Origin of the sequence: Flavobacterium sp. LC2016-01 (assembly GCF_009711135.1) — a bacterium.
Classification (GTDB): domain Bacteria; phylum Bacteroidota; class Bacteroidia; order Flavobacteriales; family Flavobacteriaceae; genus Flavobacterium.
In genome coordinates this window covers 225,424-247,948 of the sequence record NZ_WMIC01000001.1, presented here as the reverse complement: position 1 = coordinate 247,948, position 22,525 = coordinate 225,424, and the positions used below count along the sequence as shown (strand labels likewise).

The 22,525-nt window shown below is 30.5% G+C and carries 29 protein-coding genes; 26 read left to right on the top strand and 3 right to left on the bottom strand.

What is annotated here, in order from left to right:
- Positions 1–32: 32 nt before the first annotated feature.
- The 4 genes from GKZ88_RS01120 to GKZ88_RS01105 are packed head-to-tail and all read left to right on the top strand — an operon-like array spanning position 33 to position 1,340.
- Positions 33–185: a lmo0937 family membrane protein gene (locus GKZ88_RS01120; RefSeq protein ID WP_155100564.1), complete on the top strand. Its 153-nt coding sequence runs from the start codon at positions 33–35 to the stop codon at positions 183–185.
- A 47-nt stretch (positions 186–232) separates the two neighbouring features.
- Positions 233–517, top strand: coding sequence for a YtxH domain-containing protein (locus tag GKZ88_RS01115; RefSeq protein WP_155100563.1), 285 nt, complete (start codon positions 233–235; stop codon positions 515–517).
- A 46-nt stretch (positions 518–563) separates the two neighbouring features.
- A complete protein-coding gene (locus GKZ88_RS01110) occupies positions 564–926 on the top strand; it encodes a hypothetical protein (RefSeq protein ID WP_155100562.1) in 363 nt (120 codons plus the stop codon).
- Between the two features lie 30 nt (positions 927–956).
- Positions 957–1,340 (top strand): hypothetical protein, encoded by a 384-nt coding sequence (locus GKZ88_RS01105; RefSeq protein WP_155100561.1) that lies wholly within the window; start codon positions 957–959, stop codon positions 1,338–1,340.
- Between the two features lie 343 nt (positions 1,341–1,683).
- Here the strand turns inward: GKZ88_RS01105 and GKZ88_RS01100 are convergent, their stop codons facing one another.
- Positions 1,684–3,015 (bottom strand): DUF5723 family protein, encoded by a 1,332-nt coding sequence (locus tag GKZ88_RS01100; RefSeq protein WP_155100560.1) that lies wholly within the window; start codon positions 3,013–3,015, stop codon positions 1,684–1,686.
- A 779-nt stretch (positions 3,016–3,794) separates the two neighbouring features.
- Positions 3,795–4,871, bottom strand: coding sequence for a peptide chain release factor 1 (gene prfA / locus GKZ88_RS01095; RefSeq protein WP_155100559.1), 1,077 nt, complete (start codon positions 4,869–4,871; stop codon positions 3,795–3,797).
- Between the two features lie 633 nt (positions 4,872–5,504).
- Between prfA and kwaA the strand changes: the two genes are divergently transcribed.
- The 11 genes from kwaA to GKZ88_RS01040 all read left to right on the top strand — a co-directional run bounded on the left by kwaA (position 5,505) and on the right by GKZ88_RS01040 (position 13,630).
- Complete coding sequence (kwaA, locus tag GKZ88_RS01090) at positions 5,505–6,095, top strand: anti-phage protein KwaA (protein WP_196216435.1); 591 nt, start codon at positions 5,505–5,507, stop codon at positions 6,093–6,095.
- Positions 6,076–7,032 carry an anti-phage protein KwaB gene (gene kwaB / locus GKZ88_RS01085; protein ID WP_155100558.1) on the top strand — a complete coding sequence of 319 codons (957 nt, stop codon included), beginning with the start codon at positions 6,076–6,078 and terminating at the stop codon, positions 7,030–7,032. The genes kwaA and kwaB overlap by 20 nt, the downstream gene beginning before the upstream one ends.
- 56 nt (positions 7,033–7,088) lie before the next feature.
- Positions 7,089–7,784: a hypothetical protein gene (locus GKZ88_RS01080; RefSeq protein ID WP_155100557.1), complete on the top strand. Its 696-nt coding sequence runs from the start codon at positions 7,089–7,091 to the stop codon at positions 7,782–7,784.
- Positions 7,785–8,055: 271 nt separating this feature from the next.
- The gene (locus GKZ88_RS01075) at positions 8,056–8,970 is read left to right on the top strand and encodes a restriction endonuclease (protein WP_155100556.1); all 915 of its coding nucleotides are present in this window, start codon (positions 8,056–8,058) and stop codon (positions 8,968–8,970) included.
- A gap of 263 nt (positions 8,971–9,233) precedes the next feature.
- On the top strand, positions 9,234–9,518 hold the full coding sequence (locus tag GKZ88_RS01070) for a hypothetical protein (protein WP_155100555.1): 285 nt from the start codon (positions 9,234–9,236) through the stop codon (positions 9,516–9,518).
- A gap of 7 nt (positions 9,519–9,525) precedes the next feature.
- Positions 9,526–10,224: a hypothetical protein gene (locus GKZ88_RS01065; protein WP_155100554.1), complete on the top strand. Its 699-nt coding sequence runs from the start codon at positions 9,526–9,528 to the stop codon at positions 10,222–10,224.
- Between the two features lie 4 nt (positions 10,225–10,228).
- The gene (locus tag GKZ88_RS01060; RefSeq protein ID WP_155100553.1) at positions 10,229–10,888 is read left to right on the top strand and encodes a hypothetical protein; all 660 of its coding nucleotides are present in this window, start codon (positions 10,229–10,231) and stop codon (positions 10,886–10,888) included.
- A gap of 238 nt (positions 10,889–11,126) precedes the next feature.
- Positions 11,127–11,624 carry a DUF3859 domain-containing protein gene (locus GKZ88_RS01055; RefSeq protein ID WP_155100552.1) on the top strand — a complete coding sequence of 166 codons (498 nt, stop codon included), beginning with the start codon at positions 11,127–11,129 and terminating at the stop codon, positions 11,622–11,624.
- A gap of 75 nt (positions 11,625–11,699) precedes the next feature.
- Complete coding sequence (locus tag GKZ88_RS01050; RefSeq protein ID WP_155100551.1) at positions 11,700–12,230, top strand: nucleoside monophosphate kinase; 531 nt, start codon at positions 11,700–11,702, stop codon at positions 12,228–12,230.
- A gap of 6 nt (positions 12,231–12,236) precedes the next feature.
- Complete coding sequence (locus tag GKZ88_RS01045; protein WP_155100550.1) at positions 12,237–12,920, top strand: hypothetical protein; 684 nt, start codon at positions 12,237–12,239, stop codon at positions 12,918–12,920.
- 53 nt (positions 12,921–12,973) lie between these two features.
- Complete coding sequence (locus GKZ88_RS01040) at positions 12,974–13,630, top strand: hypothetical protein (protein WP_155100549.1); 657 nt, start codon at positions 12,974–12,976, stop codon at positions 13,628–13,630.
- An 86-nt stretch (positions 13,631–13,716) separates the two neighbouring features.
- Here the strand turns inward: GKZ88_RS01040 and GKZ88_RS01035 are convergent, their stop codons facing one another.
- Entirely contained in the window at positions 13,717–14,775 is a 1,059-nt protein-coding gene (locus tag GKZ88_RS01035; protein ID WP_155100548.1) for a tetratricopeptide repeat protein, read from the bottom strand.
- A gap of 239 nt (positions 14,776–15,014) precedes the next feature.
- Here GKZ88_RS01035 and GKZ88_RS01030 point away from each other — a divergent pair, with 239 nt between their 5' ends.
- The 11 genes from GKZ88_RS01030 to GKZ88_RS00980 all read left to right on the top strand — a co-directional run bounded on the left by GKZ88_RS01030 (position 15,015) and on the right by GKZ88_RS00980 (position 22,506).
- A complete protein-coding gene (locus GKZ88_RS01030) occupies positions 15,015–16,031 on the top strand; it encodes a hypothetical protein (RefSeq protein ID WP_155100547.1) in 1,017 nt (338 codons plus the stop codon).
- 46 nt (positions 16,032–16,077) lie between these two features.
- On the top strand, positions 16,078–16,380 hold the full coding sequence (locus GKZ88_RS01025) for a hypothetical protein (protein ID WP_155100546.1): 303 nt from the start codon (positions 16,078–16,080) through the stop codon (positions 16,378–16,380).
- Between the two features lie 213 nt (positions 16,381–16,593).
- Positions 16,594–16,866, top strand: a complete 273-nt coding sequence (locus tag GKZ88_RS01020) for a hypothetical protein (RefSeq protein ID WP_155100545.1) — start codon at positions 16,594–16,596, stop codon at positions 16,864–16,866.
- A 160-nt stretch (positions 16,867–17,026) separates the two neighbouring features.
- On the top strand, positions 17,027–17,842 hold the full coding sequence (locus tag GKZ88_RS01015) for a DoxX family membrane protein (RefSeq protein ID WP_155100544.1): 816 nt from the start codon (positions 17,027–17,029) through the stop codon (positions 17,840–17,842).
- 177 nt (positions 17,843–18,019) lie between these two features.
- The gene (locus GKZ88_RS01010) at positions 18,020–18,994 is read left to right on the top strand and encodes a hypothetical protein (RefSeq protein ID WP_155100543.1); all 975 of its coding nucleotides are present in this window, start codon (positions 18,020–18,022) and stop codon (positions 18,992–18,994) included.
- Positions 18,995–19,154: 160 nt separating this feature from the next.
- A complete protein-coding gene (locus GKZ88_RS01005) occupies positions 19,155–19,655 on the top strand; it encodes a hypothetical protein (RefSeq protein ID WP_155100542.1) in 501 nt (166 codons plus the stop codon).
- Positions 19,656–19,714: 59 nt separating this feature from the next.
- A complete protein-coding gene (locus GKZ88_RS01000; RefSeq protein ID WP_155100541.1) occupies positions 19,715–20,248 on the top strand; it encodes a hypothetical protein in 534 nt (177 codons plus the stop codon).
- Between the two features lie 41 nt (positions 20,249–20,289).
- Positions 20,290–20,658 carry a hypothetical protein gene (locus GKZ88_RS00995; protein ID WP_155100540.1) on the top strand — a complete coding sequence of 123 codons (369 nt, stop codon included), beginning with the start codon at positions 20,290–20,292 and terminating at the stop codon, positions 20,656–20,658.
- Between the two features lie 202 nt (positions 20,659–20,860).
- Entirely contained in the window at positions 20,861–21,331 is a 471-nt protein-coding gene (locus GKZ88_RS00990; protein ID WP_155100539.1) for a hypothetical protein, read from the top strand.
- Between the two features lie 32 nt (positions 21,332–21,363).
- Positions 21,364–21,816 carry a hypothetical protein gene (locus GKZ88_RS00985; RefSeq protein WP_155100538.1) on the top strand — a complete coding sequence of 151 codons (453 nt, stop codon included), beginning with the start codon at positions 21,364–21,366 and terminating at the stop codon, positions 21,814–21,816.
- 93 nt (positions 21,817–21,909) lie between these two features.
- Positions 21,910–22,506 (top strand): hypothetical protein, encoded by a 597-nt coding sequence (locus tag GKZ88_RS00980; RefSeq protein WP_155100537.1) that lies wholly within the window; start codon positions 21,910–21,912, stop codon positions 22,504–22,506.
- The last annotated feature ends 19 nt before the right edge of the window (positions 22,507–22,525 follow it).

Here is a 22,525-nt window from a genome sequence, read left to right as displayed (position 1 = left end):
ACGAATTAATTAACCCTCTAAAAATAAAAACCATGTCAAATTTATTATACACAATCGCAGTAATATTAGTTATTCTGTGGGCTCTTGGTTTCTTTGTTTACAGCTTCGGAAGCGTTATTCACATCTTATTAGTGATTGCCATTATTGCTGTATTGCTTAGACTTATCAAAGGCAGGGAAATTTAAAACAAATCATATTAACAATTATATATTAATCATTAAAATCAAATATTATGAAAGCAAGTAACACCATTTTAGGAATTGTTGGCGCTGCAGCTGCAGGAGCATTATTAGGAGTTTTATTCGCACCAGATAAAGGTTCAGAAACTCGCAAAAAAATCAAAGATAAATCGAAAGATTACGGAGATAACTTAAAATCAAAATTTGACGGAATTGTAGATACAATCAAATCAAACGGAAAAGAAATTGTAGATGAGGGAAAAGCTAAATTTAACCAAGTTAAAGAAGACTACAATACAATTAAAGACGAGGCAAAAACTGTAAAATCAAACTACTAGTATTATAGTACAAAGTGAGATTTTTAAACCATAAATACCTTATATCATGGAATCAAATGCAACAACAAACGAGAATTTAAATCTTTATGAAAAAGCGGAAAACTATACTAAAACGAGTTTAGAATTACTAAAACTCAAAACAGTATGTGCAGTCGCAGATGTGGTATCCACCTTAACATCAAAGATCGCAGTTGGCGTGGTTGTTGCATTTTTTACCTTGTTTCTTAATATCGGGATCAGTTTATGGATTGGCAAAGAACTTGGAGAGTATTACTACGGTTTTTTTATCATGGCATTTTTTTACTTAATTGTGGCCATTGTGATTCATAAAACGCATCACAGTCTGATAAAAACCCCAATTGGAAATACTATCATTTCAAGTATTCTAAAAGAAGAGAATAAAAACTGATTTAACTGTTAATAACTAAAAAAGACTATAATGGAGCCTATTTACACTATTGATCAATTAAATCAGAGAATAAAAATTTTAGAAAATCGTCAGGATACCGAGTGGTGTTCTATCAAAGACGAAATAGAGGATATTAAAGAGAATTTAAAACCTCTAAACCTGATTCGGAATACGGTTGAAGAAATCAACGAAACTGTTGGTTTTAAAAGCCACATTGCCCAGTCTGCTATCAGTATCGGAATTGGATATCTGGCAAAGAGATTCATCGTCGGAAAAGGCGATTCAATGTTCAAGGGAATTTTGGGTTCAATCGTTCAGCTGGTCGTAACCAATCTGGTTTCGAAACCACAGCACGAATCTTCAGATGCATCTTCAGAAGAAGAAACATCAAAATACGAACCATCTAAAGAGTAGTTTGTCTAACGTAAATTTTATATCATGGAAAAGTTAAGCGAAATCGTAATAAAAAATGGAGTTTACATGTACTCTAATCTATATAAATGTTTTGAATACACAAGAGTATTTCTAGGTATCTAACTTGTTTATACGTTTCTTTAAAACAAACGGTTAGGCAGTTAATACACTATATATATTTTAAGGTTCTAAGGTTCTGAGTTTCTAAGATGCTAAGACTCTGAGATACTAAGTCAAAAAGCTTTCGAACCAAAAAGAGACTGTTTCACAGAAGTGAAACAGTCTCTTTTCATTATAAAAAACTCAAAATCTTAGTATCTCAGAGTCTTAGCATCTCAGAGTCTTAGTTGTAATTTCTAAAAAGCGGCAATTTCAAACCAGCATACAAATTACACGCTTTTGAAGTATTCGAAAACAAATTCGAAATCAGCGATCCTGAACCCACAAACAACGGACCTGCTCTAAAACCAGTTCCAACCTGTGTTCCACTGTATTCCATATACGTTACCGGAACATAAAAACTGAATTGTCTGGTTTCATAACGAGGCGTAAATGTAACCGAATTTGGAAGTGCAGTTCCGTTTATAGTTTTTGCATTCACTAAGCTAATATCCGTGCTTAAATTCAGATAAAATTTACTGTCAATATTCCAGTCGAAGTTGGTGTGGAGCGCCGTTGGCAAATTCGCTTTTACGCCAGTTCTTGACGAAACTTTTGTATAATGCTTGTCGAAGAATTCGAAAATACTTTCCGCATTATCAATATCAGCCTGGGTTACTCTTCCGGCCAAATTATAGGTGTTTTCGGTGATGTTTTTGTAATTGATTTTTCCAATATCTGTTATAGATGCAGCAGCTTTAAGCTTATATCGGTTTCCAATACAGGTATGGCAATTTGTGCGGTATTCGTATGTAAAACCCAAATCAAGCCCTACGCCTGCCGAGGCTCCGCTAAATTTAGGATCATTTCCGTTTTGATAATCATAACTCGCAGCCGTTTTTAATGTTCCCGTCGAATAATATTCGCTCAGCGACGGATTTGCATTATTTTTATTGAAAGCAACGCTCAAGTCATTTCCGCTGATATAACCGTTAACGCCTGCCATTAAATATTTTACAGTCAGACCTCCTTTTATAAAATGATCTTCTTCGTCTAAAAATATTGTGGCATAACTTGCTCCAATTTCTGCCCACGTATTGCTCACGCCATTAGGATTGCCTCCTTTAATTAAAAAACTATTTGAAACATCAAGGTTTTTGCTAACCTCATCAATCAGCTGTCCGTTTACATCAACCATTCCTGTAACGCTTCTAAATCGTGTAAAAAGAGCGATACTATGTTCAGGTGTAATATTCATCATAAACGAAGGCCCTAAAATATCGAAATTCACATTTCCTCGATTGTTTGTTTTAATGGTTTTGCTGGCATCTTCATGAATGTCGTAATTTCCGTCCAGAACCTCAGCAAAATTAAAACCGTACAAATCATTTTGTCCCGTTGCACTGGCTGAGAAAATAGTAACATCGGCTCTGTACTTAGAATCTACAATGACAGACGGATTAAACAAAGCCGACTGGATTCCAGCATAATTATCATCCCTGAATCCGAAATACGATTGCGATCGCGCATAAAAAAAGCTTCCAAAGAAGCAAAATAGTAGTAAAGTTCTCTTCATAGATTTTTTATAAGGGGTTGGTTTCTTGTGCTTTTCATGAAAATGCACACAAATATTAACAAAAAAATGGCAAAAAAAAACTTCCTTAATCTGATCGATTAAGGAAGTTTTTTTGAGATGCTAAGATGTTAAGTTACTAAGCAACTAAGTTTTAAATAAAAATATTATTAATCTTACTTCATCAAAACATCTTGTAGTAATGCTCTTAGTTTAATATGTAGAATTTAAGAAAATCCCCAACACATCTATTAACAATTTAATCTCAGAAATTTAACATCTTTCAGAAGAAAAAACTCGAAAATTTAAAAATCTAAGAAGGTTCTTGCATTTTTTTTAAGGTGCTGAGATACTAAGGTGCTGAGGTTCTAAGGTTTTCTTATTGGGATGAATGAAAGAATTTGAAATATAGCGCGTGGTTTCAACCACGGGGAACGAATTGGGAATGGATCGTAAATGAATCGTAATCATATTGCATCCCAATGGTTGAAACCATTGGCTATATTGAAAATCAAATTAAACAATTCCCAACATCAAACATAGCCCGTGGTTTCAACCACGGGAGACGAATTGGGAATGGATCGTGAATGAATCGTGATAATATTGCATCCCAATGAATCGTTATCATATCGTGTCCCCGTGGTTGAAACCACGGGCTATATTTTAATATTTTTGACACAATTCAAAAAAAAAAGCCGAACATAAGTTCGGCTTTTCAAATATTTATAGATTCCAAAGAGAAACCTTAGCATCTTAGTATCTTAGAATCTCAGCATCTCAGATTAGTAAACTTCTGAAGCTTCCTTCAATTTCTCCATATTATTCACTAACTGAAGCTCAGCAACAATTTTCTGAATATCACCATTCATTATATTTCCTAAATCGTAAAGCGTCAAACCAACACGGTGATCGGTTACACGGCCTTGCGCGTAGTTGTAGGTACGAATTTTAGCCGAACGGTCACCAGAACTTACTTGAGACGTACGTTTTGTAGCATCTTCAGCTTCTTTTTTGGCCAATTCTTGTTCGTATAAACGAGAACGTAAAACGTTCAACGCTTTATCTTTATTCTTGTGCTGCGATTTCTGATCCTGACATTGCGCCACCAATCCTGTCGGAATGTGCGTTAAACGTACCGCTGATTTCGTAGTATTTACCGATTGTCCTCCAGGTCCTGATGAACAGAAGAAATCTACACGAACATCGTTCATATCGATTTGAACATCAAACTCCTCCGCTTCTGGTAAAACCATAACAGTCGCCGCCGATGTATGCACACGACCTTGCGTTTCCGTTTGAGGAACACGCTGTACACGGTGAACACCCGCTTCAAACTTCAAAGTTCCGTAAACATCCTCTCCCGAAACTTCAAAAATAACCTCTTTGAAACCTCCCGAAGTACCTTCGTTCATATCCACCACAGATGTTCTCCATCCTTGGCCTTCACAGTATTTAGTATACATTCTAAATAAATCCCCTGCAAAAATACTCGCTTCGTCCCCACCCGTTCCGGCGCGAATCTCCACCATAACATTTTTAGCATCTTCAGGATCTTTAGGAATCAACATAAATTTGATTTCCTCCTCTAGTTGAGGCAAGCGTTCTTTTGCTTCGTCAAGCTGCATTTTGGCCATTTCGGTCATATCAGCATCGCTTCCGTCAGCAATAATTTCGTTTGCTTCGTCAATATTTGCTAAAACAAGAATGTATTCTTCTCTCTTATCAACCAAAGCTTTTATGCTTTTATATTCTTGGTTGAGTTGCACATAACGTTTTTGATCAGCAATTACATCCGGCTGAATAATCAAATCCGAAATCTCATCAAAACGCTGCTTTACATATTGAAGTCTATCTAACATTTTCTAATTCCTTTTATTGGACTGCAAAATTACAAAATTTTTGTGGAAAATTCTAGTGGTTATTTGTTGTGTTTTTTAAGTCTGATATTTAGTGGAATTAGGATGGTTTTTAGGAGCTCTTTCCTGCTATCCGTTACAATCTTTTGCGCCGAACCCCGGCACAAAAGGATTTTCACTTCTATCAGGGCTAGGGCTTTTCGGGTTTTAATTGGCTTTTATGGATTTCCGTAAAATCATCCAATTAAAAGGATATATTATTGACAAGAACTATTTAAAATAAAATCAGGTGTTTTTACTTGGTGGTGAATTTAAATTAAAAGCGATGTTTGTTAGAAATATCTAAATACTGTTTGCCTAGAAAGTATATCAATTCTATAAAACCATAACCTTTTTTTTTTGAGTTTTACGGTTATCCATAATATTTTTAAATCATTAAAAAATAGATTTGAAAAAAATATTAAAAAAATGTATTATTTCACATGGGCTTGTTCAAAAGTTTTTGAGGATTTATTATTTAGTCATTTAACTTAATAATATTTGATATCTATCTAGCCTATTACTAATAATTAGAATCGATAAAACTTTATAAGGCTCATAAACAAAAGTTGGGATTAAAATAGAAAAACACAAGTAATGAAACTTAAAATTCAACTTTACATATTATCATTATGGTTGCTTTTTATTTTATTGTTTATCAATAAAGTAAAGATCCCTCTTTGTTTTTCCGATTGTAAATTCATTGGATGGAAAAATTTATTTTTAGATAATATAATACCTACGATTTCTATTGTTATTGTGTTACTTGGTTTCATCTTTTATTTCAGATTCAAGTATATTGTAAGTGGCAACAAATCGTTACCAGAGAAAGTAACCAATATTGAAAACATAAACTGGGAACATTTAACCTTTTTGGTCACTTATGTAATCCCACTTCTAAGTTTTGATTTAGACTTTAACTTAGATGAAGATAGAAATAGCCTAATGTTCTTTTTAGTTTTAATTATTATTGGTTTGATTTATGTGAAAACTAATATGTTTTATACAAATCCAACACTTGCAATTTTAGGTTATCACATATATAAAATTTCTACGACTAAAAGGAATAATGTAATTTTTATTTCTAAGGATGTAATTTCAGAAGACGATTGGATCGAGCATAAACTATTGAGTGATAACATTTACATAGCAAATAAATCTAAAAAAAATGAATCTAGAAGAACTTAGAGAACAATTAGACATAATAAATGATGACGTAAATCCAATTGGAATAAATGTTCATCTTATTAAAAAAAATGATGATGAAACAGAAACAATTTTAAAAGCTGATATTTCCATTGAGCTTGCAAATGAGTTGAAGGAAATATTCCGAACGACAATAAACAATAAATTTTTCAACAATGAAGAATTAGTGTTGAGAGAAATTTCAAGTTCTATTGAAACTGTCAATTCAATTTTCTATTATGATTTAGAAGAATTTCCTGAAAAATTATCTTCAGCAAACAACTTTGATCCATTTACCGAATACGAAGATTTTTCATTTAATAATCATGATATAGAAAGTATAAAAGCAATCCTAATTACCGTTGGTAATGTTGATAATTATTTTACAATATACAAACACGTTTATCCTGTAACAATTGTAAGACAAGATAGAATGCTTGGATTTCTTCCAATTGGTGATAGATTTGAAAAATTAAATTCAAATATATTGCAGATAAATAACTCAATCGATTTTCTTTTTACAAATGATAACTTATTTGTAAATAATATTAAAACATTGTCATCTGCATACGGTTACAATGAAATAATAAAAAATCAAGCAAGAGAAAATATAACTTTAATTCAAAATTTGGATTTAATTGATAATATTGCTGAATTGACTTCTTTTGTTGATAATATTAAATATGCTAAAAGAGTTTTAAGAATCAATGCAAATTCACCAGTACTACAATTAGCGAAATTGAGAATAATCGATTTTATTACAAATCATCCGAAATTAAGCACTAAAATTAGAATGAATATTACTAATGACAGAATTATGCTTGATACAGATATATCCAAAATTATTACTATTGGAATATTAAACGATGATTATTTGAAATCAAATTTAACCGACTTAGATTATGAAAGTGAAAACAAATCTGAAATAGAAGAAAATTAAAATAACTCTGCTAGCGCGAGAACCTCGCTTTTAATAAAGACAGACAATTTGTAGGGATGATAAAATTAAATAAAAAAAAAATCATTACTGAGGATTCATTAAGAGGCATTGGCCAAAATTTCAATGGTAAAAGTCCTCAAGAGACAGTCATCGCCGGAAAAGATATTTGTGAAATTGAGTCTGCGATGAATCTTGCAGCATATAAAATTGGAAGAATAAATATTGACAATGCATTTTTACTTTCTGACAAAAAGGATATTTTTTATTTATACGTTAATATTAAATACCAGAATTATAGAAAATTGTTCTTAAAATTTATTAATGAGATTCCTAAGCATTATCATGTTGACCATATTTTAGCGAGAACATTAGCAAAGCATTATCTTTATAAATATTTATTAATTTGCATGTTACCTGGAATCGTAAATAAAAAGCATGGAAGAATAGAAAAAATCAAAATGTCATTAGAAATCTCAAGTAATTTGCCCTCTGTATGCTTTATGGATGATAGGATATACAATAAAATTCTCTCAAGAAATCCTACAACGAGACAAAAAATTGAAGAAATAAAATCCGGATTTTCTCCAAAATCATCCCCTAAGTATGGATTAACGTTAAAGCAAAAAGGTATTTGGAATAGTTCATTTGGTTTCTATAAATCTAAAATTAAAATATTATTTGAGTCTGGAATCTTGAGAAAAATAGAATCTGACTCAAACCATTCCTTTCTGGTACGCAGGTCTCGCTCTTAACGTAATCAAAAAAAAAAAACGCTCTGCGATCATGAAAAGTTACGCAAATGTTCCCATTAGACCAGATTTCCAATTAGTGCCCGCAACAACGCAAAACAACACAAATCATCAAAAAACAAAAGCTACAAAAAAATCATGTTGCTTTTTTATATTTACAAAACACAAACCAATCTTTGCGGGCACAGATTACAAATCTGTGCGATCGTGATTTATTTTATACAAATAACTTGTAGCAAATTCAGTACAATAAAATTTAAAAAAAAAACTAAAAATGGCACTCCAAAAAATATCTACACAAGCTATAATTGCACTAAAAGATGCTTTATCAAATATATATTGGCGGAAGAAAGATTTAAGACAATTCATTGAATTAACAATTGAAAATTCAGCAATAGTTTCAACAATTGATTGGCAAGAACCTTTAAAACAAGAAAGCGTTTCAATACTTATAGACCGAATGATTGCACGTCAAGATTTATTTCAGAATGATTTATTAAAGTTAATTCAAGAAACGGGGAACTTCAATGATTTTTCGCATTTAGATTATTTTGATAAAGATGGAAATTTGAAAAAGAGAGCTAAAGAAAGTGTTACAAAATTAAGAAACCAAACTAAAGGATATTTTGATGCCATTGAAGAATTAAAAAAAGCAGAAGAAAGAAGAGAAATAAATATAGAGAAAGTAAAAACCACAATGTATTTTACTCAAAAACTTGAAGAGTTAAAATCCAAGTTTTTTGAAATAGCAATTAATACGGATAATCAAAAAAGAGGATTTCAACTTGAAAAACTTCTAAATGAGCTATTCCTATTATTCGAATTATCTCCAAAATCATCTTTTAAAATTTCAGGAGAGCAAATCGATGGCGCATTTACTTTTGACAGTTCGGATTTTTTACTCGAAGCTAAATGGCAAAAAAAGCTTGTCACAGCAAGTGAACTTTATGCGTTTGGCGGAAAAATAACAAACAAGCTAAAAAATACACTTGGTTTATTTATATCAATAGATGGTTTCTCTAAAGACGGTATTGAAACAAATAATCCATTAACAAAACAAATGATATTGATGGATGGAGAAGATTTAATGATGGTTTTCGATGGAAGAATTCGTTTAAATGAAATTATTCTTTTAAAAAGACAACATGCATCTCAAACGGGAGAAATATTTTATAAACTAAGAAAATAATAAAATCCCCCCTGTCCGAAAAATTCTCATGAACCGCTACGCAAATGTCTCTGACTTTGCGGTATTTTTTTAAGTTCTTAAAAACCATAAACCCTACAAAGTCTCACGACTTTTGACGAATTGCTCTAAAATAATTATTTTTAGAAACATTTATAAAGTCAGAGACTTTGAATATTTCTGTTTTTCAAACAAATTATATAAAATACTGCAAAGTCAGAGACATTTGCGTATTGGAATAAAAAAAAATAACTTTTATAAAATAAATGACATCAACAACATTAAACATTATCGGGCTTATAACCAACATCGTAGGGACAATTATACTTGCTTTTAGTTTGAATAAGTATATTCGTTCCATAAGAATGGCAATAGATGCTCATGAACTTTTCATAAAATCAATTTGCCACCCTACGAAGCCAGTTATACAAGTTACAGGTACAAATAGTCATATGAATAGAGATAAAAAAATAGCAGCTATTCTCTCTTGGCTTGGAGTTGGTCTTGTGCTTTTAGGTTTTATTTTTCAACTAGCCTCTTACATAAAATAAATTTACGATGACAGAAAAAGAAATCAGAAATAACTTTTTTAAAAACTTAATGATCGGGTTGATTTATCCTGCTGTTTTAGGAAACATAATCTACATTATCCTATCAGTTGTAAAAGACCATTCCAATATAAGCGACTTCAACTCGAAATTTGCAATTTTATTAACAACCACTATTTTTTATTTATGTGATTATCTTTACATTTATTTTACAAAATCTTTTAAAATATGGATGTTTTTCTTAGACATTCTTTTTGTAATAATTCTTTTTTTAACTTACCAAGAAATTCACATTTCAATAGATCAGACAGATTCCGCTTTATCTGCCAATATTTTCAATATTCTATGTTACTATTTAGTTTTTATAACTCTTTATTTCTTTTGGGACTTATTCGAGTGCAAAAACACTAGTGATACTGTTGAAAAATTAATGTACAAACGGATTCTAATTTGGGAAATGCTCTCGGGCGGTTTACTTATTGCGAACATTTTTCTACATTATTTTGATAATATACTTCTTAGTTACAAAAATATAATTTCAATAGCTTCAATTGTAATCATTACGATTTCGTTTTGTGTTGTAAATTTTTGGAAGTATAAATTTTGGATGCAATATGAAAAGGAAAAGGAAAACGAAAAAAACAATAAAATGGCCCCAAGCGGGATGCTAACGCCAGCCGAAGAGAACATTACTTCAACATTAAAGTAAAAAAATGGACCAAACAGAACTTCTACAACATCTTAAAGAACAAATTTATTTCATTGAAAAATGTATTGAAGATTATGATAAAAATGAAATTGAAGCAAAAAGAGTTGCTACACATATAAGAACCTTAGTTCATGACACTTCAATTTCAATTTCTTTATTGAAGCAACTGAATTTAAAAGAAAGAATGTACATTAATACCAATGTACCTAAAAATGCATTTGCTTATTGGAAAGTAAGTCATATTGGAATGTCAGGAGGAACGATTAACAATCAAACGCCATATATTGGAATAGTTGGAAAAGAAGTATATGGCAATAGTGACGGATCTATTTCGATTAAATATTTTCCTATTTATAAGGAGTGGAAAGATTTTAGTCCAAGTATGGATTTCGACACGTGGTGGAATGCTGAAATATATGACAACAGAAATGGTGATGTATTAACTAGAAAAGGTTTAATTTTAAATGTAGCCAACAAAGATGGTGGTGCACATATTGACAATTTGAAACAGGAATATAGATCTTTTAAAAAAAATGATATAATCCAATTTAAAGTAAATGAAAATTTACAAGGATTTGACAATATACCAGCATATCCGGCAGTTATACAGATTGCTTGGGAATTACTAAATTCTATAAAAAATGAAATAAATTCACACTACTAATCACTCACAAACACAATCCAAACAACTCAAAACAAAAAAAGCTGGAAAAATTTTTTGTAACCCTGCGCTCTTCGAAGTCTTCTTACTAAAAAAATAGGCTTTGGAGAACGTGAATACTACAACATAAATTTAAGCCCTAACAGAATTTCTTTTACGGTTTCCCGTAAGGAAATTGAATTTAAAGCGATTATGTTTGAAAAAAAACTACGTTTAACTCCATGAAACCAACCCAATACAAATGAAATTTATCTACACTTTACTTTCGTTCTTTATTTTACAAACTATTTTTTCGCAGGCTGTTATTAAATCTAAAAGTTTTGGAACTCTAGAACTTAAAGAACTTGATTACGGGCTTTCAAAAGGCGAATATGGCACAACAGAAAGTGCCAACACGCCAACAGGCAATCATATCTGGCTAAAAGACTTTGCCATGATCAAAACTACTGATTCGATTAAGGCGGTAAAAAAAGCCAATTTTGGAGTGGTTTATATCGTAAAAGCCAAAGACACGGTGAATATACCAATCGACATTGAATGGATTTATCCGGAAAAAGTAACCAACAATAAAGGGGAAAAATTTAAAAGTATACGATATACCACGGAAAGACCAACAAATATTCCGTCTGCTTCTTCCTACAGTTTAGATGAACCTTATGAATTAGTTAAAGGAAAATGGGAAATGAACCTTTATATCGAAAATAAACGTGTCTACACCAAGACCTTTATTTTATATTAATCAATCTTGTTTATTAATACAACTATAACCCACGCTTTAGTACTAAAGCTTTGGCGGTTATACTAAAAACACGAAATGACAGAAATTAAAATAATTTTTCGTTATAATATATCTGAAGTTGTATATCCTCCAATTGAAGAAATCGTATATTCTGAAAAAAAAGTAAATATTATTTCCGGGGACCGAATTAAAAATGATTTTTTGAAAAGTGAAAATCCTATTGCAAATAAGATCAATAACCTTATAAACAATGGAGAATTGATTCCAACACAATTGTGGTCTTCATTTTGGACGGCTATGATTCATGAAGAACAAATCAATGTTTTTACAGCGGCAATAGGAAATATTGAACAGTTTAAAGAATTTGAAAAATGTATAGAATCTAAAAAATTCACACTTACTGAAATTATTTATTTAAAGCTGAATGATATTTCTAAACTTACTGAAATGGCAAAACAGAAATATTTTAAAATGTATGATAACGAAGACATATTGAAAAAACATATTGAAGAATATCATACAATGAGAGAAGAAGTAATAAATTATGCTTTGCCAAAATATAAAGTATCAATACATGATTTTTTTCTAGAACAAATAAAAATATAACCTGCAATGAAATATTTAAGCTTAACCATTTTGATTTTTCTAATTTCTTGTGCAAAGAAAAATGAATCCGAAAATTTAAATACAGGAGCTGTAACTTTAAAAACTGAAACGTCAATAAAATTAACAGACAAATCGGTAAAATTTTTATGGAGAGCAGATGAATATGACAAGGAACTAAAGGACACGGTCAGTAGGATTTTTATAAATCAGGAATATTCCAAAAACATTTCTGAACCCGAAAAAGCAGCTCTCGGATTTGTTGCAAGCTTTATTGGAAGTGACTGCGATTGGGATGGAGAACCCAATGCAAAATATGATAATTTAAGCTGTAAAATTAATACAGCGCTTCATCTTGGTCATCAATGTTCAGAGGAACATTTAGGTTTTTTAAGAAAGTGGTTTAAAAATGACAAAAAAGCGTTAGAACGTTTAAAAGATTGCTCTGCAGTTCCCTATACAGCAAGTGTTCAGTCAACATTTGATTACATCAATATTACAACTAAAGGCGACACTATTACAATATCCTTTGCAGCAAATGGCGTAAATATGCGCACTGAACAATCTTGGAGTTATAAAGAAGAAGATACATTTGTTTTCAAGAAAGACAATTTAGTTTTTGTAAAATCTAAAGAATCAGAAAATGAAAAAAACTCATTTGGAATAGATGATGAACCAGAAGAAGAAAAATAAACGCTGCAAAAAATCATGCAGCTTTTTTTTATATTTACAAAAAAGCAAATAGTATGGTCTGGAACGATAATAAGACATTATTAGAATATTCAAAACGCACACCATGCAAAGAAATATTTCAAGCAGTGTGTGATGAACTTGGCAAACATTATGCAGCAAAAGGGTTTAAATATTCTCGTTCACGACCAAAATTAACTCTTGAAATAGACGACATAAAACTAGTAATTGAATTTTGGTCAACCAAAAGCAATACGCCTGGCAAATCTGTTTCGTTTGAAATTTTACCCAATTTTTACTCTAAACAGTTAGCTAAAACGAGTACTATAAATGGATTTCTATTTGGACATACGGGACTTTTTTACCATAAATATACTGACAACCCCAAACAAATACTGGTAAAACAAATATTTGGAGATCAATTGGAACGCATTGATGAATATAGTACTGAATCCAATATAATTGAAAACCATTACTGCAATGTTTATGGCATTGACAAAGAAAAATTTGATTCAATAGTAAAATTTATTGATGACAAAATTGTTATCTGGATTTCTAAACTTGCAACCAACGAAGGAATTTTGGAATTAATAACAAATGCATGTCGCACAAGAGTTTGGGCAATAAATGGAAAAGGCACTAATTCTGACTTTGTAAATTATGTAAAACTCCATTTTTCAGATATTGATATTGAAGAAAAACTTGGTTTATAATAAACTCGCTTAACGAAGGAAAAAGTTCCTTCTAAAAAAGTCAGTCCCGAAAGTTTTCGGGACTGCGCAACATCAAATAAGTCTTTTTAATTTGATAAATAAATATTCTCTTTAGTAATTTTCAAAGTATTTTCAGGAGCTGTATACCACGCAATAAATTGATCCATTTTATCCTTATTCTCAGTTTTCCAAGCAGTAAATTCGTCCTGTGCTCCCATTTGAAAAAGATACTCGTTGTAAGTTTCAAATAATCCTAAATCAAACAAGTTTTTTTGATATTCTAAAACCACATTCGGGTATTTTTTAAAATCTTCTTTAAAGTAATTTTTAATAAAATTCGACCTGATTTCTGAAAGTGATTTTAAAGTAATTTCTTTTTGCCCAATTACACTCAACGAAAGATTCATGCCATAAACCGCACAAAACGGAAGTTTTAAATCTTTAATATCGCCGTTGCTGTTAATTACAGTTTTACATAAATCAACTTTAATTTCGTTGTCCTTAAACTGAATACTGTTTTTATACGTTTTATAGAGCAACTCACTTATTTTTTGAGTTCGCTTTGTCGTTCTTTCCAAGTTCACAAAAATTTCGCCATACATTAAACCTGCAAGTTTGTTGTCTGAGCTTAAATAAAGCAATGCAGCCCTGTAATAGTTAGAAGGATACATAGGCTCGACTTCTATTCCTTTTGCGTAACTCGAAACAGCTTCCAGATAATTCTGCTGCGACTCATAAATAACACCTTTTTCAAGGTACAATCTTCCAGCATTTGGGAATTTTACTAATCCTTCCTCATAAGTTGCAATGGCTTTTTCAGGATTTTTGGCATAATCGTAATTGTTTCCCAGCAACTGATAAAAATCGGATTCGATGCCAGCATAATTTTTTATTTTTTCAAGCTGGTCAATCGCTTTTTGATACTCTTCTTTATGTGTGTAAGCCAATGCGATTTCGTATGGATAAGCATAATCTTTAGGATCTGTTTTTTCGCATTCTTTCAGGATAGCAATACTTTCGTCATATTTGCCTTCGTCTATTAATTTGGCCGCTTTATAAATGTCCTGACATTTAAATTCTCTTTTTTGAGCTTGTGTGGTTACAATAAAACATAGAGCAGTAAACAGAAAGAGGTTTTTCTTCATAAGATTAGGTTGTTTTTGGTTAAACCAAATATAAGTATCCTGTGCTTCATATTTTTACGGGAAAACGTAATTAAATAGAATATTGATTTTATAACTTGCTTATTTCTTTATCATTTGTAATCCATGCTCAAATCATGTGACTTTTTTTATATTTACGAGGAAAACAAATCGATTTTAGCTGAAACAAATTATTTCGTCAGTTCACTATCAAAATTTTATAGACTTATAAAGCAACTTTAATGAAAAAAATTATCGGAATAATTTTAGGTGTAATTATAATTGTGTTCGCTTATAATTATATTTCTAATTTTCTTTGTGAATGTGAAGTCAAATGCAAAAACTGCCCCAAAACATCTAAAAATAGTGAATTTTCTAAAAAATCAGGATTTTACATTGGTACTTATACCCCTTCGTTTGATACAATTAAATTGAAAAATTACAACGAAAAAATTATCATTAAAAATGTTTGGGTTGAAAAAACCTGGTTTAAAAATACTGATAACTGTACTTCTCCAAAGCTCGAAAAAACAGAAGGCTACAATGTTATTCTCGAGTTCAGTAAAACAAATAAAAATTTCATTTTTAATTTAAGGCCTATAACAACAGATAAATTTGGAAAATACTCGAATGGGATTAAGGAAAACAAAAAAGAAATGCGATTTGTAAATCTGCCAAGCAAAATTCAAATAATTGTGCAAGAACGAAGTCCTGATAAAAATGTCGGTTGGACAAAAATCACTGTCAGTGACACATTGGTACTGAATTTATCGAGCAAAAAAAAAGCCTTAAAACGCCAAATAGAAAATCGAAAGTTTTTTGTTGGCGATGTTGATAATGATGAAGTCAGCGACACTGCCTTTGTAAGTTATAAATGGAATAATGAAACAAATGAGATTGAGTGTGGAGAAAAAATTTGTCATGCAACTATTAAATTTAAAAAAAATATTCCAACAATAAGTATGGAACAACGTTTAGCAGGACTTACTGTTATGAAAACCGAAGATGTTAATCAGGATAACGCAAATGAAATTTTAATTTTTTCCCGAACAAATGAAGGCTGGTGGAATACTATTTCGGTTTGGTCTTTTCAAAAAGGAACTTGGAATGAAATTGCAAAAACAAATGCATTTATATCTGATGATAAAGATTTTGAAAATCGAATAATTAAAGAAAAAGGAAAATACTATTTAATTGGGCAGGATAAATGGAACGAAGATGAAAATGGAGATTTCAAAGAAGTTAAAGTCAAATTATAAAAACGGAATGTTTTGCTTACAAATAACTTATAATCCGAATTCCTGAATGAATTTTAAAACTGACATAGAAAATAGAATTAAAACAGACTTTGGAGAAAATTCTTCGGAAGTTTTTAAAATCCTTACTGCAGCGGTGCAGAAAAATGATTATTTAAAAACAGACAGAATAATCAGGTGTATAGTATTCTTGTCTGAAAGAAGTATTGAAAAACTAAAGCAAAGCATTGAAACTGCAATTCTTGACCCACGAGATGTACTATTTTGGGCAGAATACACAATTCGAAAGGAATTAGGAACAGAAAAAAGAGTGAGAGATTTCAATAATAATTTTGATGATGCTGATTTGTAATCCCTGCTATAAGACAAGAAAAAACTTTAACTATCAATGAAAATACATTCAAAATTTCGGACCTTATTTTTAATTAGGATAAACTTGGTTTACGTTATATTTGATTTCATTTGTCTCTCTTATTTTTTCGGCAGTTTTCGTACTGAAAATTATAAAGTAACTTTCGGATCGCTTATATTTTTAGCGTTAAGTTTATTTTTTCACATTAATAAAATGCGTTCGGTTTATGAAATTACTGTCACAAAAAAAGGGATAAAAAGAAAAACTTTAACTTCGAGTAAAGAAGAATTCATTCCTTATTCCTCCGTTTTAAAAGTTCAAACAGAACGTATTCAAGGATCTTATAGTGATGCAGGACAAATTACAACAGGTTATTTTGAAAGCACAGTCTTTCTTGAAAATGGTACAGAACTACTAATAAGTCCTGATCATTTTGAAAATTACCATGAAATTATTGTAGCGATCAGGAGTAACGTAACGAATTAGCTTTTCTCGCTCTAAGAAATATTCTTACTTAACCTCTTCTACCCGTTAATTTTTTACCACAAAAACAAAACGCACAGTAAATCAATACCTTACAAATTAATTTATATATTTGACAAATCCAAAATCTATTCTTTAATCATTTTTTCTAACTAAACCACTAATGGAAAAACTCATTAAAATTGGCCGTGTCTTTTTTGGTATCGGCATTATTGCTTTAGGGATTCATCAACTTATAATCAAAAAATTTCGTTCCGAAATTTTAGCTCCATTTCCTGCCTGGGCAAATAACAACAGCATCTTCCCCATTCTTATCGGTCTAGCTTTTATAGTAACAGGAATTATCATTTCAGGAATATTTAAAATCAAATTTATTGACACTAAAAAAGTATGTCTTTATTTGGGTTTTGCTTTTCTGGCTTCTGTCCTAGCTTCTCACCTGCCTTATATGATAATGCTAAGTGCAGAAAAAACACCTGATTTTCAAGTTTGGATAAATGCTCTCGAAGCCTTAACGTATAGCGGTGGAGCGTTTGTAATGGCAGGATCATTTATAGAAAACAGTTCCGGAGGCGAAAAGAATTTTACCTCATTCTTAGAAAAACTTATTCCGTGTGGACGCGTTTTTTATTCCATTTTGATGATTGTATTCGGGTTGAGCCATTTCTTTTTTGCCAGCTTTATCGCGACATTGGTTCCAAAATGGCTGCCTGCGCCTATGTTTTGGACTTACTTTTTTGGCGCTGCCCTTGTTATCGCTGGCCTATTCATTATTTTCAAAATACTGATAAAACCAATTGGGCTTCTTTTAGCCTTTATGCTTTTACTGTTTTTTCTGTTCTTTCATATTCCTGATGCCGTTGCAAACCCATCAGCTGGCGGTGGAAATGAAATTGTACGTGCACTTATATGCCTGCTTTTTTGTGGTATTGCTTTAGTAATTGCATTGACAAATGATTGTAAAAGAGAGGTTAGTTGAAATAACACAAAACGATTAAAAAAACAATAAAACAGTTATGAGCGAGATACTCGCGCTAATTGAAAATACAATATAATTCAAAGTAAAAAAGCCACAAAAACTTGTGGCTTTTTTATATTTATAAACAAAAAAAATAGTAATCTTTGTGTGCATCACTACAATCAAATTCTAAAAAAAATGAACACAAGAACTCTATTGATCTTAATTTTTCTTCTACTTGCCAAACATGCAAAAGCCCAAAACAAAATTGATGAGATTTTTAAATTGAAAACGGAACGCGCAATGATTTCGAGAGGAGATAATTTTCCTGATTTTAAAATAAAAAAAGACAGTTTAGATATTTTGTTGTTTGCACTTCACAAAGGTTTTTCTGTAAAAGATTTTCAAGATTTTACAAAGTTTAATGATGAAAAAATGACCAATGCAATTGCCTTTTTAGAATCTAAAAATTGGCTTCATAAAGTTAATAATCAGTACAAACCCACCATTTTTATTGCCGACTCAAAAGATGGTGAATTACTTTATAAATATGCAAAACCCATTTCAGCTAAAATAACAAAATCGATTACTAAAAAATTACCCGAAATAAAATCACTATTCAGCACTACAGCAATTTCTAAAACGCAAAGTTTTGAGAAATGGTCGTTTCTAATTTTAAGTGATGTTTTACTGGATTCTTGGCAAATTGATAATGTCGAAAAAGAATTTCTAAAGCAAGACGATAGACCTTTGAGAAATGGAAAACATTATTATTTCAAGATTAGTGAAAATACAAATTCGAAAACTGAATCTTTCGGAATTTATGGTAATCAATCCTATCAAACGGGAGATACTTACAGCAGTATTTATGGAAATAACAGAAACGATTTAAATAGTTCATCGTCTAAAAACATAATCTCAAAATCAGATGATCAAATTTTTAATGAAATGGCTAAAATCTATTTACCTGATTTATTGAAAAATTTAGAAAGTGAAAGAAATTACAGTAAACAGATTTATGTCAAATTAGGTTACGATAAGGAAATATCTTTTGAAGAATTTTTTATTTGGTGGTACCATTTCATTTATACACAAGCAACAAACGAAATGAAAGCAAACGGAATTTTAACAATCCCGGTAAATGGCAATTTTGACTATATTTTAGAAGGATAATCATACTTTAAAATTCACATACTAGCGCGAGCGTGGTATGTCTATAAGCTTACATTAATCATCTTAAAAACAGCTTTTACGGTTTTACGTAAAGTATTTAATTTCAAACCACTTACTTTTAAAGCTCCGCAAACCAAAACCATTATATTCTATAAAAATTATGAATAAACTAAAATTGATATTAACGTTACTTCTTTTGTTGCCCAATTTTATTTTTTGCCAGACAACGACAGATTTCTCTAATGTAAAAACGCCAACTGGTGAGCTAAAAATTCCCGGAAACTGGGAACAATTGAATACCGTAAATGACTCCGGCCAGACGTATTTAAAAAACAGTGAGGGCGTAATAATTGCCGTTGCTCAAAATCCTAAAAAAGCATATTCGTTTTTTAAAAGCAATAAATCTGCTTTCGAAAACGTAAAATTATTTTATACTTGGGATTCTGATTATATGAAAGAAAGTAAATTCAAAACAGATAAAATCAAAGAGAATTCCAAATCAGAATACATCATTTGGAAATACAATGATGGAAAACTGGATAATATGTTTCTATTCGGTTCGGCAAAAGATAATTTTTTAAATCTGTTGGTGTGTACCAATGTTTGGGATGAAGATAAAAAGGTGCTGTTTTTAGAAAATCTGTATGAACTGAATAAATAATGCTTCTGTACAAGTTTCCTCAACGCATTCTGAATAACTAAATAATTACAACAAAAACTATGAAATACCTATTACTCCTTTTTTTCACATTCTCAATATCATTGGCACAATCTCCTAAAAGAGTAATAAAAAAGCTAGGAGAAAATCCTGTTTTTTTTATTGACAGTGTTAATGTTGATAAGGATGATTTACAAAAATATGACCCAAACGAAATTAGTTCGGTAACTGTTTTTAAAAATAAAGAAGCAATAGCATTGCTGGGAGATGATGGAAAAGATGGTGTAATTTATATTGAGACCAAAATTTTTTCAAGAAAAAGATATTGGAGATATTTTGCATCAAAATCTAGCGAATATAAAGAACATGTTAATCCTACTGATGATACTAATGTTCAATATATTTTAAATGACCGTGTTTTAGTAAAAGATTCTTCTGGTGATTTGGCTTCAATTGACGATAAAATTTTCAAGTCAATAAAATTTATAAGCAAAGAAGAATTATCAAAAAAATACAATATTGAAAACAAAGATTTTGGCTTTCAAATACTATCAGAAACTCCGAAAAATTTGTACCACGGAAATCAAAAATTTTAAAATAATCTAAAATCTATAACCAAAATCTACAACCTGTATTTATGAAAAAAGCGCTTTTTTTTCTTTTACTAGTTTTTCTTTCTAACAAAGGTTTTTCTCAAGAATCGAATTGCGAAAAATTTAAAACCGGAAAATTTCTGTACACAAGCCAAGGACTTCCAAGTATAACGGTAACCAGAACCGAAACCACACAAACGGAAAAAATTAATCCATTGGCAGAAGAAGTTACAGGAACAATTATCTGGAAATCAAACTGCAATTACGAATTCACCTTCACAAAATGTCCTGTACAAGAACTTTTAGGAAAAATGCTATCTGTCGAAATATTTGATGCAAAAGGAAAAATTGCAAAAGGAAAAAGTACGTTTCAAGGATCTGCTATTAATTTCAATATAGAGAAATTGGATTAACTGGTTCTGCGAAAAACTTTAAATTAGGCTGTGCAAATGTGCTCGCTAGCGCGAATATCATGCTTGTGAACACAAACCAAAATAAAATCTAATTTTTTAATAGAAATAGAAAAACTCCTTTTATTATCAGTAATTATTCTTCCCCACGCTGACGCGAGCGTCCCGTTCGTGCATTAAGTAAAAATAAATTAATTGAATGTTGATGAACGAAATACCTGAAATTGAAAACAAAATTGAAGCTTTGTATTTATATATAAATAGTAATTCCGCAGATCAAGAGGGTGATTCGTGGTACTATGACCATAATCCAAAAATAGTCTCACACATCAATAGTTTTTCTAAAACCGAATGTGAAAAATTTGTTTCTGAACTTTGGAATTGGAAAGAAGAAATCATTTTTGATTTAGCCGATCCATTTCTCAATATCGTTAATCCAAATTTAAATGGATCTTATCTGTATTGCAAACTTATTTTATATGTTGATGATATAGAAAGTCAAGAATATTTAGTACAAAATATACAAGTTGTCCATAATATCCCTATAAAGGCGCAACCAATAGATTTCTATCTAGATTTAGCGAAAAAAATCTTAATTATAAACGAAAAAAATAATCAGAATTATAATTATGCTGTTGAGGAAATTAGATCAAAAATTACAACCGAAAAATCTTAAAAAGACTAATCAAAATTTACAACCTACAATTTATGAAAAAAGCACTCTTTTTTCTTTTACTTATTTTCAGCATTGTAAGCTGTAAAAATGAAAAAACAGATTTCAAATTATATTCCTGCGAATATAACGTAGGGCAATACACTGATTCAATTTATTATAGCAAATGGATCGATAGTAAAGATGATGCGTTTAAAACAAAACTCACTTTCGATGATTCAAAACTAAACCAAAGAAATTTGGATAGTTTATATAAAAAAACTGCACAATTTTTATTTGTTATTGGTGGTGGTAGCCTTAGTATACTTCCAAAAGATTGTGTGCCTGAAATAAAAAATGATACTCTTTTTATACGATATAAAGCAATAAGTCATAGTGGCGTTGGTGAAATTGCTTCTTCAAATATTTGTTTAGAAATCAATAAAAAGAAATATCCTAATTTTAAAAACATGAAGATTGCTTTTGTAAAATGGGATGGGTTGTTTTAAAAGATTTTTTAATTAAAAGCCTTCCTCACGGGAGCACTTCACTAAAAGATACAACTCTTAAAAAACTATTCCCAGCAATATCTGACTTATAAAATGAAACTAAAAAACCATCGCTTTTTTAAGAAATATAGAAATCTTAAGTACTTTTTATTAGTTCATCTGTTTTTTTCTCTATTAGTTTTCATTTCACTATTAGTTCATGGAATAATAGATGGTAATATCTTGGAAACTTTAACAAACCCGTATAAAAATTATACCGCATTATCGAATCAAAAAAAATACTTGAAAAACGATTTTTTTGTACTTGATACAGTTTATACTAAAGAACAATCGCAAGACAGAAAGACCTCGCCACGTCCACTTTATACAATCATTCAAGGAAATTTATTGCATTCAAAAATTAAACAAGAAATAATTTATCGAGGAAATATTTTAGATACATTTTATAAGGGAAATTTGATTCTTATAGACGATAATTTGACTTATGTTTATAACCAAAAAAAATCAAAAATTATAAAAGTATGGCGAAACACACTTAATGATGACGCTTTATTAAAAAACAAAAAATATTTAAGCGATGAAAAAGTCAACAATTTCACGATTATATATTTCCAACTTTCTCTTATTATACTTATTGCAATCTTAATAATTTTAAAAAAGAAATCGGAAGTGAAAAATTTAAAAATCTGATAACAGATCTATTTTTCAA